Annotated in this window: 10 protein-coding genes; 4 read left to right on the top strand and 6 right to left on the bottom strand. The window is 63.8% G+C overall.

Going from position 1 to position 12,640, the window contains the following annotated elements; genetic code table 11:
- Positions 1–13: 13 nt before the first annotated feature.
- From accB to N436_RS19295, 5 genes are all read right to left on the bottom strand, one after another.
- Positions 14–478 (bottom strand): acetyl-CoA carboxylase biotin carboxyl carrier protein, encoded by a 465-nt coding sequence (gene accB, locus N436_RS19315; protein WP_105948277.1) that lies wholly within the window; start codon positions 476–478, stop codon positions 14–16.
- A gap of 99 nt (positions 479–577) precedes the next feature.
- The gene (aroQ, locus tag N436_RS19310; RefSeq protein WP_003255330.1) at positions 578–1,033 is read right to left on the bottom strand and encodes a type II 3-dehydroquinate dehydratase; all 456 of its coding nucleotides are present in this window, start codon (positions 1,031–1,033) and stop codon (positions 578–580) included.
- A 179-nt stretch (positions 1,034–1,212) separates the two neighbouring features.
- On the bottom strand, positions 1,213–2,985 hold the full coding sequence (locus tag N436_RS19305; RefSeq protein WP_110741751.1) for a protein-disulfide reductase DsbD: 1,773 nt from the start codon (positions 2,983–2,985) through the stop codon (positions 1,213–1,215).
- 231 nt (positions 2,986–3,216) lie between these two features.
- A complete protein-coding gene (locus tag N436_RS29020) occupies positions 3,217–3,996 on the bottom strand; it encodes a methyl-accepting chemotaxis protein (RefSeq protein WP_371920922.1) in 780 nt (259 codons plus the stop codon).
- 1,311 nt (positions 3,997–5,307) lie between these two features.
- Positions 5,308–6,666 carry a diguanylate cyclase gene (locus tag N436_RS19295; RefSeq protein ID WP_110741749.1) on the bottom strand — a complete coding sequence of 453 codons (1,359 nt, stop codon included), beginning with the start codon at positions 6,664–6,666 and terminating at the stop codon, positions 5,308–5,310.
- 248 nt (positions 6,667–6,914) lie between these two features.
- Here N436_RS19295 and N436_RS19290 point away from each other — a divergent pair, with 248 nt between their 5' ends.
- The 4 genes from N436_RS19290 (at position 6,915) to speA (ending at position 11,184) form a co-directional block, all read left to right on the top strand.
- Complete coding sequence (locus N436_RS19290) at positions 6,915–7,982, top strand: DUF2333 family protein (protein WP_105948281.1); 1,068 nt, start codon at positions 6,915–6,917, stop codon at positions 7,980–7,982.
- A gap of 2 nt (positions 7,983–7,984) precedes the next feature.
- Positions 7,985–8,521, top strand: a complete 537-nt coding sequence (locus N436_RS19285; RefSeq protein ID WP_110741748.1) for an NUDIX hydrolase — start codon at positions 7,985–7,987, stop codon at positions 8,519–8,521.
- Between the two features lie 226 nt (positions 8,522–8,747).
- On the top strand, positions 8,748–9,119 hold the full coding sequence (locus tag N436_RS19280; protein WP_025754639.1) for a translation initiation factor Sui1: 372 nt from the start codon (positions 8,748–8,750) through the stop codon (positions 9,117–9,119).
- Between the two features lie 151 nt (positions 9,120–9,270).
- Entirely contained in the window at positions 9,271–11,184 is a 1,914-nt protein-coding gene (gene speA, locus N436_RS19275) for an arginine decarboxylase (RefSeq protein WP_016715402.1), read from the top strand.
- A gap of 41 nt (positions 11,185–11,225) precedes the next feature.
- Here the strand turns inward: speA and N436_RS19270 are convergent, their stop codons facing one another.
- A complete protein-coding gene (locus N436_RS19270; RefSeq protein ID WP_110741747.1) occupies positions 11,226–12,563 on the bottom strand; it encodes an MATE family efflux transporter in 1,338 nt (445 codons plus the stop codon).
- Positions 12,564–12,640: the final 77 nt, after the last annotated feature.

Genomic DNA, 12,640 nt, shown 5'->3' with positions numbered 1-12,640 from the left:
GGCTCTCCGCGATTCAAACGACGGTGAACAGCGGCTGGTCGAACTCAACCGGCTGGCCGTCTTCTACCAGGATGGCGTCGATGACACCGCCAACATCGGCTTCGATGTGGTTCATCATCTTCATGGCTTCGACGATGCACAGGGTGTCGCCTTTCTTCACGGTCTGGCCCACTTCAGCGAAGTTCGGCGAGGTTGGCGAAGGCTTGCGGTAGAAGGTACCTACCATTGGCGAGCGGATCACGGTGCCTTTCAGGGCTGGTGCAGCAGCGCCAGCTTCGGCAGCCGGGGCAGCGGCAGCGGCGACCGGAGCAGCAACAGGTGCGGCAGCCATCGGTGCAGGTGCGTAGAACTGTTGGGCAGCCGGGGTTTTGCTGTGACGGCTGATACGGACCGACTCTTCGCCTTCCTTGATCTCCAGTTCGTCGATGCCAGACTCTTCCAGCAGCTCGATCAGTTTCTTGACTTTACGGATATCCATTAATCATCAACTCCCAAAGGTTCGGTCAGGGGGCGAAATACAAAAAAACGTAACTGAACGTTTCTCTAGAACCCTGGCCCACTGAGGCCAGGGTTTTCATCATTTGGGCTGTGCGTTGGCAGCCAGTTGTTCCAGCGCGGACTCCAGGGCCAGGCGATAACCGCTGGCGCCCAAGCCGCAGATCACCCCTACGGCAACATCGGAAAAGTAGGAGTGGTGACGGAACGGTTCGCGTTTGTGCACGTTGGACAGGTGCACTTCGATGAATGGGATGCTCACCGCAAGCAATGCGTCACGTAATGCGACGCTTGTGTGGGTGAAAGCAGCCGGATTGATCAGGATGAAGTCCACACCCTCGTTGCGTGCGGCGTGAATACGATCGATCAGTTCGTACTCGGCATTGCTCTGCAGGTATTGCAAATGGTGGCCTGCGGCGCGGGCACGTTGCTCCAGGTCCTGGTTGATCTGGGCCAGGGTCACGGCGCCGTAGTGGCCTGGCTCGCGGGTACCGAGCAGGTTGAGGTTGGGGCCGTGGAGCACCAGTAGCGTTGCCATCTGCGGATTCCTTGGATTTGTAGGGCAATTCGACACAGCGCGGCGAGTGTGCCGCAAAGCGACGGCAGGTGTCCAGTTCCCGGCAGTAGCCAGCACGATGTCCGAGATTCGCGCGAAGTATGTGACCAAATAATTAAATCTGGTCACCTATTTCAGGATTTTTCCCGGCACGGGGGAAGTTATAGACCGACTTTGCCGCGCACGCGTGTCAGAATTTGCGCAAATTCACCGGCGTTTATCTCGCCAATCACCCGATCGGCGGTCATTTCGCTGCCGTTCGCGGCAAAGAAGAGCAAGGCAGGGGGGCCGAACAGCTGATAGCGGTCGAGCAGCGTGCGTTGCTCGGCATTGCTCTCGGTGATGTCGAAACGCAGCAACTTGAAGCCGGTCAGCTGCGTTTGCACCTGTGGCGCGTTCAGCACTTCATGCTCGATCACCTTGCAGCTGATGCACCAGTCGGCGTACCAGTCCAGCAGCACGGGCTGGCCGGCCGCCTTGGCCTGGGCCAGCGCTGCGTCCAGTGCGGCGGGGGTGGTGATGGTTTGCCAGGCATCCGCCTTTGCCGCCGGGCTGTTGCTGCTGGCCGCCAGTGTTGCAACCGGCAGCGGGCGCAGCGGGTCGCCTTGGCCACTCAGCGCGCCATACCAGCACGCCAGGGCGTAGACCAGCAAGCCCAGGCCCAGCAGTTGGGCCAGGCGCTGGCGTGCGCTTTTTACGACGAACTCCAGGGCGCCGAGGAACAGCGCCACGCCAGCGGCGAGGAAACCGACCAGCAGCAAGGTCACCGGGCCCGGCAGCACGCGGCTGAGCAAGCCGATGGCCAGCCCCAGCAGCAGGACACCGATGGCGTTTTTTACGGTATTCATCCAGGGGCCGCTTTTGGGCAGCCAGGCTGCGCCACCGGTGGCTACCAGCAGCAATGGCGCGCCCATGCCGAGGCCTAGGGCAAACAGCTTGAGTGCGCCGCCCACGGCATCGCCGCTGGCGCTGATGTACAGCAGGGCACCGGCCAGAGGGGCGGACACGCATGGCGAAACCAGCAGGCTGGAGAGCACGCCGAGCACGGCCGCGCCGAGCAGCGAGCCACCCCGGGTGTGGTTGGCGACGTTGTTCAGGCGGTTGCTCAGGGCCTGCGGCAGCTTGAGTTCGAACAGGCCGAACATGGCCAAGGCGAACACCACGAAGAACAGCGCGAACGGCACCAGCACCCAGGCCGATTGCAGACGGGCTTGCAGGTTAAGGCCGGCACCGAACAGGCCCATCAGCGCGCCGAGTACGGCGAAGCTGGCCGCCATCGGCAGCACGTAGGCCAGCGATAGTGCCAGCCCGCGCAGGCCGCCGACCTGGCCACGCAGCACCACGCCAGACAGGATCGGCAGCATCGGCAGCACGCACGGGGTGAAGGTCAGGCCGACCCCGGCAAGGAAGAACAGCAGCAGTGATTTCCAGTTCCAGGCGTGTTCGGCAGCGCCCGGCGTATTTGCGCTGCTTTCGCCATCGATGCTCAGGCGTTCGGTTTCCGGTGGGTAGCACAGGCCCTTGTCGGCGCAGCCCTGGTAGCCCACCAGCAGGGTGAAGGCGCGCGGGTCGGTGCATGGCAGTTCGATGTCGACCATGCCGTGGTACACCTCGACGTCGCCGAAGAACTCATCGTGCTTGGCCTCGCCTTTGGGGATGTTGGGCGTGCCCAGGGCAATGTCGGCCGGCTCGGTGCGGAACTGGAAGCGGTGGCGGTAGAGGTAGTAGCCCTCGGTGGCGACGAAGCGCAGCTTGAGGGTGTGCGCATCGGCCTGGATCAGGCTGAGCTTGAAGGCCTCGTGCACCGGCAGGAAGTCGGCGTTGTTGGACAGCGAAGCGGCCCCGAGGGTGGCGCTGGGGCGGTTGTCGAGCAGGCCCGTGGCGAAGGCAGGGCTGGCCAGCAGCAGGAACAGCAGGAAAAACAGGCGGCGCATGGCGGACTCGCGAGGTGGAACGTGCCGGGCATGATAGCGGAGTTGGTGGGGGATGGGGCCATGTGGGCTCAGGGGGCGACACATGGCCGCTGAAGATACTATGCGTGTGTCGGCCTTTTCACGATCACTGTGGGAGCGGGCGAGCCCGCGAAGCAGGCGACGCGATGGATGGCACCGGCTGCGCCGGTGTTCGCGGGCATGCCCGCTCCCACAGGTATCGCGAATGCTTCCTCAAACTCTGAACGCCCCCACCGCCCGGTTCAGCTCGCCGCCCAGGCTCAGCAGCTGTTCCCCTTGCTCACGCCCCTCGCCAATGCGCTGCAGGTTGTCTTCACCCAACTCATGAATCCGTTCGCTGTGGTCGCGAATCTCACTCACCGCGCCGCTCTGCTGCGCCGTGACATCGGCAATCCGCACGGCAGTATCCGAGATGGTGCGAATGGCACAGACAATCTCGTCCAGCGCGCCATCCGCCGCTTGGGCCTGGTTGGCTGTGGCCTCGGCATGCTCAAGCTGCGCACGCATCCCTGCCACCGAACTTCTCGCGGCTTGCTGCAGGCGGTCGATCAGTGCCTGAATCTCGCCGGTAGCCCCCGTGGTGCGTTGCGCCAGCGAGCGCACTTCATCGGCTACCACGGCAAAGCCACGGCCCATCTCACCCGCACGCGCCGCTTCGATGGCGGCGTTCAGCGCCAGCAGGTTGGTTTGCTCGGCAATCGAGCGGATCACCGTCAGTACCCCGCCGATGGTGGCCGACTCTTCCGCCAGTTGCTCGATCATGCGGGCGTTGCCTTGCACTTCATCAACCAGTTCACGCAAACCTGACAGGCTCTGGCCGATCACCGCCTGGCCTTGTTCCACTGCACGCCCGGCATCGCGGCTGGCGTCGGCGGCGGCGCTGGCATCACCTGCCACTTGCTGAATGGTCGCTTCCAGTTCGCCCAAGGCGTCGCGGATCTGCCCGGTATCGCCCGCCTGGCGTTCGGCGCCGTCGTGCAGGGCGGCGCTCATACCGGCCAGCGCGTGGCTGCTGCCCGCCACTTGTTCGGCGTTGTGGCGGATGGTACCGACCAGTTCCACCAGGTACTGGCGCAGGCGGTTGAGCGACTCCTGGATGTCGCGCAGTTCGCGGTTGGTCTTGCCCAGGGTGATACCTTGGGCGAAGTCGCCTTCGGCCCACCGCGACAAGGCGGGTGCCAGGCCGGTGAGGGTACGCGTCAGACGGCGCTGCAGGGTGTCGATCAACAAGGCGATCAGCAGGATCAAGCCAATCATCAAACCCTGGATGATGCGCACCTCGGCGGCAATTTTCGCATGCTGGCCACGCACTTCGGGTTCCAATGCTGCGATGGCTAGCTGCACGGCCTCCAGGCGTTGATTAGTGCTGGCGGCCAGGGCGCCGCGGCGTTCGATCTGTTCGCGGGTGCGCTGCAATTCAGCCGGGTAGCGGCTCAGCAGGCTTTGCAGTTCACGCTTCAGGCCAACCGCGATGTCTTCCTGCTGGGCATTGGCCTGGGTCTCAAGGCCCATCATCGCGGCGAAGTCGTCGGCACCGGACTCGGCGGCGCGGGTTACGCCAAGCAAGGGCAAGGCATCGATGGCTTGAGCCTGGGCGCGGATCAGTTGCAGCTCGCGCTCCACCTCGTCGGCAAGCTCCGGGCGGCCGCTGTTGACCAGTTTGTCCCGGGCCAGCGAAAGGCGGCTCAGGTGCACGGTGGCGTCGAGCAATGGCTGCCAGTAACGGTTGGCATCCGCACTGCCACTGTCGCGGGCGTAGCCGGCCAGTTGCTCGACGTTGGCCCCCAGCTCCCGCTCGGCCTGCAGCAGCAGGGCTTGTGGGTCGCCGGCCAGCTTGCCAGCGGCCAGCAGCTCATTGGCGGTGAAGGCCTGCAGGCTGTTCAGGCTTGGGCGTAATGTGTCGGCCAGCTCAACGGGCCATTCGGCCAGGGCGGCCTGCAACTGCTGGTTGGCCTCCATGGCGGCGGCATGGCGCAGGGCGTCGCCGCTGGCCAGGTACGCCTGGATGTTGCGTGCCGCCTGGTTCTGAAACTGCTGGGACAGGCCCAGGTAGCGCTCCATCATCTGGTAGGGGCGCTCGAGGGCGCGCTGCGACCACCACAAGGTGGCGCCCAAGGCGAGACACACGGTCACCAGCAACAGGGTGTTGAAATTGGTCAGCCACTTCAGGCGCATAGCCGCGAACTTCCTGCGCAGGGGAGTAGAGGTAGGCGCCTGAAGTTATTGCGATTTTGTGACCGGGTGATGACGACAAGGGGCTGGCGTCAGAAAAAAGTGGCACAGTGCCTGTACTGGTGAAACTGATCAGGGTTCTACCCGCACTACACAGTTACGCCCGGCATGCTTGGCCCGGTACAGCGCCTCGTCCGCCGCACTGGCCATGGTCAGCGCATCGAGCCCGTCATCCAGCTGCACCACCCCGGCACTGAACGTGCACTGCAAATCCCGAGGTTGCGCCGGGTAGAGAATATCGGCAAAGCGCCGGCGGATTTCGTCCAGCACCTTGTGTGCTGCGTCCAGCGCGGTGTTGGGCATGACAATGGCGAACTCCTCGCCGCCGTAGCGGCCGATGAAGTCGGTCTTGCGCAAGCGCTGCTTGAGAAACAGGGCCAGGCTCTTGATCACCCGGTCGCCCATGGGGTGGCCATGGCGGTCGTTGATCTTCTTGAAATGGTCGATGTCGAGCATGGCAAAGCTCAACGGTTGCTGTTCACGGCGGGCGCGGAAGCTGCAGTCTTCCAGCAGTTGCAGGATGTGGGTGTGGTTGTACAGCCCGGTCAGGCTGTCGCGCACCATGCGCGCCTTCAGGTGCCGGGCACGGGCGGCACGGTTGCGCACGGTGGTGATCAGGTGGCGTGAGCGAAACGGTTTGGTCAGGAAGTCATCACCGCCTTCGCTCATGGCGTCCAGCTGTTTGTCCAGGTCGTCTTCAGCAGACAGGTAGATGATCGGCACGCTCACGTAGCGGTCGCTGTGGCGAATAACCTTGGCCAGCTCCGGGCCGGTACAGGCTGGCATGTACAGGTCGAGAATGATCAGGTCGGGCTGGAAGTCGGCAAGCTCCGCCATGGTACGGATCGGGTCGGTCAGGCTGCGGGTTACCATTCCGGCACCGGCCAGCACGCGCTCGGTGTAAAGGGCCTGGGTGCGTGAGTCGTCGATGATCAGCACGCGCAGCGGGTCTTGCTGGGTGATGTGGGTCAGCAGTTCGACTTTTTCCAGCAGGCTGGAAGCCTCCAGGCTGCCGGTGAGAAAATCCTGGCCACCCGCGCGCACGGCGGCCAGGCGGGTCGGGGTGTCGGCTTCGTGGTGGCTGAAGAACAGCAGCGGAACAGGTTGCGCCAGCGCCTGCTGCACCCGGGCGGCCAGCAGCAAGCCTTGGCCGGCACCGGTGAAGTCGACGTCCATGATGATGGCCGAGGGTGGGTATTCGTTGATCGAAGCGCAGAGCGCCGCAGCGCTGGGCAGCGCTTGCACCACCAGGCCGAAGAATTCCAGCTGCTGGGCCAGGCGCTGGGCGCGCTCGTGGTCCTGCAGCAGGATGTACACCGGTTTGCGCAGGGGCGGCAGCAGCACCTGGTCGAGCGGGTCATCCTTGCGCAGGCCGCTACGCGTCAGCTGCTGGGCGGGGCACTGCGGGCTCGGCTCGACTGCTTTGCTCATGTCCTGGCTACTTATAGGTTGGGGTGTGCAGGGGCAATGATGGCTCTATGCTAGCAGCTCTTTCCGAATACGTGAGTGCCCTGCATCAACAAAGCGGCCAGAACGAATATTCAGTTGCTGACCGAATGGTCGCTTATGCGTACGGTGGTGTCTGCTTTATAGTGCTGCCACACGGGCTTGCCGTGGCACCCTGGCGCAGGCCTGTGGTCCAAGCCCCTGAACCGTCGTGACTGATTAAGGACAAAGCCATGCTGGACTGGAAAAACCGCGAGGCCAAAGCCGAGCCCCGCGAGCGTGTCGATGGCCGCGGCGCTGCTGCCCGTAGCTACCTTGGCGGCCTTTGGAGCCGTGCCCTGGGGACCCTGATCGGGTTGTACCTGCTGGTGTGTATCGGCCTGGGCTGGTACTGGAGCCAGGAGCCTGCGCTGTTCCCGGTGCAGCAGAATGCCCAGGCCGCTGCCGAGCGCACCGGCCAGCAGATGGTGGTGGGTTATACCACCCTCGAAACCCTCAAGACCGTGGCCGGCACCTTGCTGAACAAGCCGGGCGGCTACATTTCCAACGACCGCTTCCCGCCCGGGCTGTGGATGGACAACATGCCGAGCTGGGAATACGGCGTGCTGGTCCAGGTACGCGACCTGTCCCGCGCCTTGCGCAAGGACTTTGCCCGTTCGCAGTCGCAGTCCACCGAGGACGCGGACCTGGCAAAGGCCGAGCCGCGCTTCAACTTCGACAACAAGAGCTGGATCTTGCCATCGAGCGAGTCGGAGTTCGAAGAGGGCATCAAGTCGCTGGCCCGCTACCAGACCCGTCTGGCTGCCGGCGACAAGGGCGCGATCTTCTACACTCGTGCCGACAACCTGAACAACTGGCTGGGTGACGTGGCTACCCGCCTGGGTTCGCTGTCGCAGCGCCTGTCGGCCAGCGTTGGCCGGGTGAAGCTGAACTCCACGCTGAAGACCGAGTCGGTGGTTGCCGGCCAGGCGCCGCAGGTGGACGAAGAGCTGGTGGAAACCCCATGGCTGCAGATCGACAACGTGTTCTACGAAGCCCGTGGCCAGGCCTGGGCGCTGTCGCACCTGCTGCGCGCCATCGAGGTGGACTTTGCCGACGTGCTGGCGAAGAAGAACGCCACGGTCAGCGTGCGTCAGATCATTCGTGAGCTGGAAGCCTCGCAAGAGCCGCTGTGGAGCCCGATGGTGCTCAACGGCAGTGGCTTCGGCATGTGGGCCAACCACTCGCTGGTCATGGCCAACTACATTTCCCGGGCTAACGCTGCGGTCATCGACCTGCGTCAGCTGCTGTCGCAGGGTTGATAATGGCCATCAGCCCAAACGAGGCCGCCCACCGGGCGGCTTCCGACCGCGAACAGGTCACCTGGGTGGACGAAGCCGACCAGGTGCTTGGGGCGTTGCAGCGTGCTGAACTGCGCGAGCGGGGTTTGATCGGGCGTTGCACGTTCATCCTGTTGTTCAACAGCGCCGGTGAGTTGTGCGTGCACCGGCGGACCTTGAGCAAAGCGCTGTACCCGGGGTACTGGGATGTGGCGGCGGGCGGCATGGTGACAGCCGGTGAGGGTTATGCCGAATCGGCGGCGCGTGAGCTGGCCGAGGAGTTGGGCATTGAAGGGGTGGAACTGCGGTTTCACGAGCGGTTCTATTTTGACCAGCCCGACAACCGGTTGTGGTGTGCGGTGTATTCGGCGGTGTCGGATGCGCCGTTGCGCTTGCAGCCGGAAGAGGTGATTGAGGCGCGCTTTGTCAGCCTTGAGCTGGCTGAAGAGGAAAGCCTGACGAAGCCTTACTGCCCGGACTCCTTGGCGGCGCTACAGCGCTACAAGGCCAGCCTGAAGTAAAGCTGGGGCTGAAAAGCAGCCCCATTGGCCGGATGGTCGCAAAACATTCGCAAAATGCCGCAATCCAGTACTTAGCAACCGCCCCATTTATCGTTAAACTGCGCGCCCTTTTCGGGCTGTCGCAGGATCTTGCGGCAGTAGCGCCGCCCCTGCCAGAGTGGGGCTTCGCGGTCGGCCTCTACCCCAAGGCACGACCAGTTTTTGTCCTCAGCACAGAGGAACAAAAGTGGCCAAGAAAGCTTCTTCCTTTTCCGCCCTTGGCGGTCTCGTGTACTCCACCGATGCCGGTCGACACTGCCCCGACTGTGGCCAGCCGGTGGACGCCTGCATCTGCAAGCAACAAATCATCCCCGAAGGCGACGGCATTGCCCGTGTGCGCCGTGAGAGCAAAGGCCGTGGCGGCAAGACCGTGACCACCGTCACCGGCGTGCCGCTGCCGCTCGACCAGCTCAAGGAGCTGGCGACCACGCTCAAGCGTCGCTGTGGTACCGGCGGCGCCCTGAAGGACGGAGTGATCGAGATCCAGGGCGACCATGTCGAGCTGTTGATCGGCGAGCTGACCAAACAGGGTTTCAAGGCGAAAAAGTCCGGCGGCTGAGGCCATCGCGCGATTTTTTGCCCAGCGCTTTCTAAACTCGTTCCCGTGGTCAAGGTCTATGCCTGGGCACGGATGAATCGTCATTTTCAGCTTTTACACTCGCTCCGCTGCCTGCGGGGCAGTGTCTTCGACTTATCTATAGGGGACTTGAATGTCCGTACGACGCACACGCAAAGACGATGGTAGCCAATGGACCGTGGCCGACAGCCGCAGTGTTTATGGCATCCGCCATTGGGGCGCTGGTTATTTCGCCATCAATGAAGCCGGGCGCGTCGAAGTGCGCCCCAACGGCCCCAAGAGCGCGCCGATCGACCTGTTTGAACAGGTCGACGAACTGCGTCAGAGCGGCCTGTCGCTGCCACTGTTGGTACGCTTCCCCGACATTCTGCAGGACCGCGTTCGCCAGCTGACCGGCGCGTTCGACGCCAACATCGCGCGCCTGGAATACCAGAGCAAGTACACCGCGCTGTACCCGATCAAGGTCAACCAGCAAGAAGCCGTGGTGGAAAACATCATCGCCACGCAGAACGTGTCGATTGGCCTGGAAGCCGGCTCCAAGCCCGAGCTGCTGGCCGTGCTGGCACTGGCGCCAAAGGGCGGCACCATCGTCTGCAACGGCTACAAGGACCGCGAGTTCATCCGCCTGGCACTGATGGGCCAGAAGCTGGGCCACAACGTGTTCATCGTCATCGAGAAAGAGTCGGAAGTGGCTCTGGTGATCGAAGAAGCCGCCGAGCTCAAGGTGAAACCCCAGGTCGGCCTGCGCGTGCGCCTGTCGTCGCTGGCTTCGAGCAAGTGGGCCGACACCGGTGGTGAAAAGTCCAAGTTCGGTTTGTCTGCCGCCCAGTTGCTCTCCGTGGTACAGCGCTTCCGCGATGCTGGCCTGGACCAGGGCATCCGCCTGCTGCACTTCCACATGGGCTCGCAGATCGCCAACCTGGCCGACTACCAGCACGGCTTCAAGGAAGCCATCCGTTACTACGGTGAGCTGCGTGCGTTGGGCCTGCCGGTGGACCACATCGACGTGGGCGGTGGACTGGGCGTGGACTACGACGGTACCCACTCGCGCAATGCCAGTTCCATCAACTACGACATGGACGACTATGCCGGCGTGGTGGTGGGCATGCTCAAGGAGTTCTGCGACGCGCAGGGCCTGCCGCACCCGCACATCTTCTCCGAGAGTGGCCGTTCGTTGACCGCGCACCACGCCATGCTGGTGATCCAGGTCACCGACGTCGAGAAACACAACGACGACGTGCCGACCATCGAGAACAAGGAAGCCCTGCCCGAGACCGTGCAGTGGCTGGTCGACCTGCTGGGCCCGACCGACATCGAGATGGTGACCGAGACTTACTGGCGTGCCACCCACTACATGGGTGACGTGGCGGCGCAGTATGCCGATGGCAAGATCACCCTGGGCGAGAAAGCCCTGGCCGAGCAGTGCTACTTTGCCGTGTGCCGCCGCCTGCACAACTCGCTCAAGGCCCGCCAGCGCTCGCACCGCCAGGTGCTGGACGAGCTGAACGACAAGCTTGCCGACAAGTACATCTGCAACTTCTCGGTGTTCCAGAGCCTGCCGGACACCTGGGCCATCGGCCAGGTGCTGCCAATCATCCCGCTGCACCGCCTGGACGAAGAGCCGATGCGCCGCGCCGTGCTGCAGGACCTGACCTGCGACTCCGACGGCAAGATCAACCAGTACGTCGACGAGCAGAGCATCGAGACCAGCATGCCGGTGCACGCGGTGAAAGAGGGCGAGGACTACTTGCTGGGCGTGTTCCTGGTGGGTGCCTACCAGGAAATCCTGGGAGACATGCACAACCTGTTCGGTGATACCGATTCGGTGAACATCTACCAGAATGCCGATGGCAGCGTGTATCACGCCGGTATCGAAACCCACGACACCATCGAAGACATGCTGCGCTATGTGCACCTGTCGCCGGAGGAGTTGATGACCCATTACCGTGACAAGGTGGCCAGTGCCAAGATTACTGCGCGTGAGCGGACCCAGTTCCTGGATGCGTTGCGTCTTGGGCTGACCCGGTCTTCGTACCTGTCTTCTTAATTGCCAGGGTCGCTCCCACAGGGGTGGGAGCGGCCCTTGCATCACCGAATCCACTCACCGCTCTGCTGCAGTCGCCACCCCACCCATCCCAGCGTCACCGCCCGCAACCCCATGAACCCGAGAAACGCCAACCACAACCCATGGTTGCCGAATCCGCTCATGCCTACCGCCACCGGCAGTGCAATCGCGACTGACACCAACATCGCATTGCGCATCTCCCGCGCCCGGGTCGCACCGATGAACAAACCGTCCAGCAAATAACTCCACACCGCAATCAAGGGCAGCAGTGCCAGGTACGGCAAGTACGGATAAGCCGCCGCCCGCACGCTCTCGATATCGGTCTGCAAGTCAATAAACAGGTGCCCACCCAGCAGGAACAGTGCGGCAAATCCCAGGCTGGTAATCAGCGACCAGCCACACGCGACCACCAGCGAGCGGCGCAGGGTATCCCGGTCGCGGGCGCCGATGGCGTGGCCGCACAGGGCTTCGACCGCATGCGCCAGGCCATCAAGCGCGTAGGCGGTCAGCAGCAGGCCGTTGAGTAGCAGGGCGTTGGCCGCTACGGTGGCCTCGCCCAGGCGTGCGCCTTGTACGGTAATCAGCAGGAATACCAGTTGCAGCGCCAGGCTGCGCAGGAAGATGTCGCGGTTGACCGACAGTAGCGGTCGCCAGGCCTGCCAGCGTTTGAGCGTTGCCCACACGATCTGCCCTGGGTAAGCCCGCAGCGCCGGGCGTGTCAGGGCCAGGCCCAGCAGGGCGGCACTCCATTCTGCAATCACCGACGCCCGCGCCGAACCCAGCACCCCCCAGTCCAGCCCCAGGACGAACCACAGGTTCAGGATGATGTTCAGCAGGTTGGTGGTCAGCAGAATGGCCAGCGGTGCCCGGGCGTTCTGGGTGCCCAGGAACCAGCCGACCAGCGCGTAGCTGGCCAGTGCCGCAGGCAGGCCCAGCAGGCGGGTATGAAAGAAGTCTTCAGTGGATTGCTGAAGGGCGGCGCTGGGTTGCATCGCCTGCAGTGCCAGCTGGCTGAACGGCAGGGCCAGCAGGCCAATCAGCAGGGCGAAGCCGACCGCCAGCAGCAGCCCTTGGACCAGCACCTGGCGCAGCGCTGCGCCGTCACCTCGGCCGGCGGCCTGGGCGGCGAAACCGGTGGAGCCCATTCGCAGGAAGCCCATCAGGCCGACCATGAAGGTGAACAGCGTGGCGCCCACGGCCACGGCGCCCAGCTGGTGGGCGTGGGGGAGGTGGCCGATGACCGCGCTGTCGACCAGGGCCACCAGGGGTACGGAGATGTTGGACAGGATCATCGGCGCGGCCAGCGCCCAGACCTTGCGGTGGGTGGGGCGGTGGCGCCAGTCGGTGGTCAGTTGCGACATTGGAGTCCTTGGTCAATCGGGGGCCGCTATGCGCCCCATCGCCGGCAAGCCAGCTCCCACAGGGTCACCACAAGCCT

The organism is Pseudomonas sp. RV120224-01b (assembly GCF_003208145.1).
Taxonomy (GTDB): Bacteria; Pseudomonadota; Gammaproteobacteria; order Pseudomonadales; family Pseudomonadaceae; genus Aquipseudomonas; species Aquipseudomonas monteilii.
This window is presented reverse-complemented; position numbering and strand designations above follow the sequence as displayed.

Excerpts from the sequence above, each read along its gene's own strand:
- accB (WP_105948277.1), bottom strand. The coding sequence starts at position 478 with ATGGATATCCGTAAAGTCAAGAAACTGATCGAGCTGCTGGAAGAGTCT.
- aroQ (WP_003255330.1), bottom strand. The coding sequence starts at position 1,033 with ATGGCAACGCTACTGGTGCTCCACGGCCCCAACCTCAACCTGCTCGGT.
- N436_RS19305 (WP_110741751.1), bottom strand. The coding sequence starts at position 2,985 with ATGCGCCGCCTGTTTTTCCTGCTGTTCCTGCTGCTGGCCAGCCCTGCC.
- N436_RS29020 (WP_371920922.1), bottom strand. The coding sequence starts at position 3,996 with ATGAGCGCCGCCCTGCACGACGGCGCCGAACGCCAGGCGGGCGATACC.
- N436_RS19295 (WP_110741749.1), bottom strand. The coding sequence starts at position 6,666 with ATGAGCAAAGCAGTCGAGCCGAGCCCGCAGTGCCCCGCCCAGCAGCTG.
- N436_RS19290 (WP_105948281.1), top strand. The coding sequence starts at position 6,915 with ATGCTGGACTGGAAAAACCGCGAGGCCAAAGCCGAGCCCCGCGAGCGT.
- N436_RS19285 (WP_110741748.1), top strand. The coding sequence starts at position 7,985 with ATGGCCATCAGCCCAAACGAGGCCGCCCACCGGGCGGCTTCCGACCGC.
- speA (WP_016715402.1), top strand. The coding sequence starts at position 9,271 with ATGTCCGTACGACGCACACGCAAAGACGATGGTAGCCAATGGACCGTG.
- N436_RS19270 (WP_110741747.1), bottom strand. The coding sequence starts at position 12,563 with ATGTCGCAACTGACCACCGACTGGCGCCACCGCCCCACCCACCGCAAG.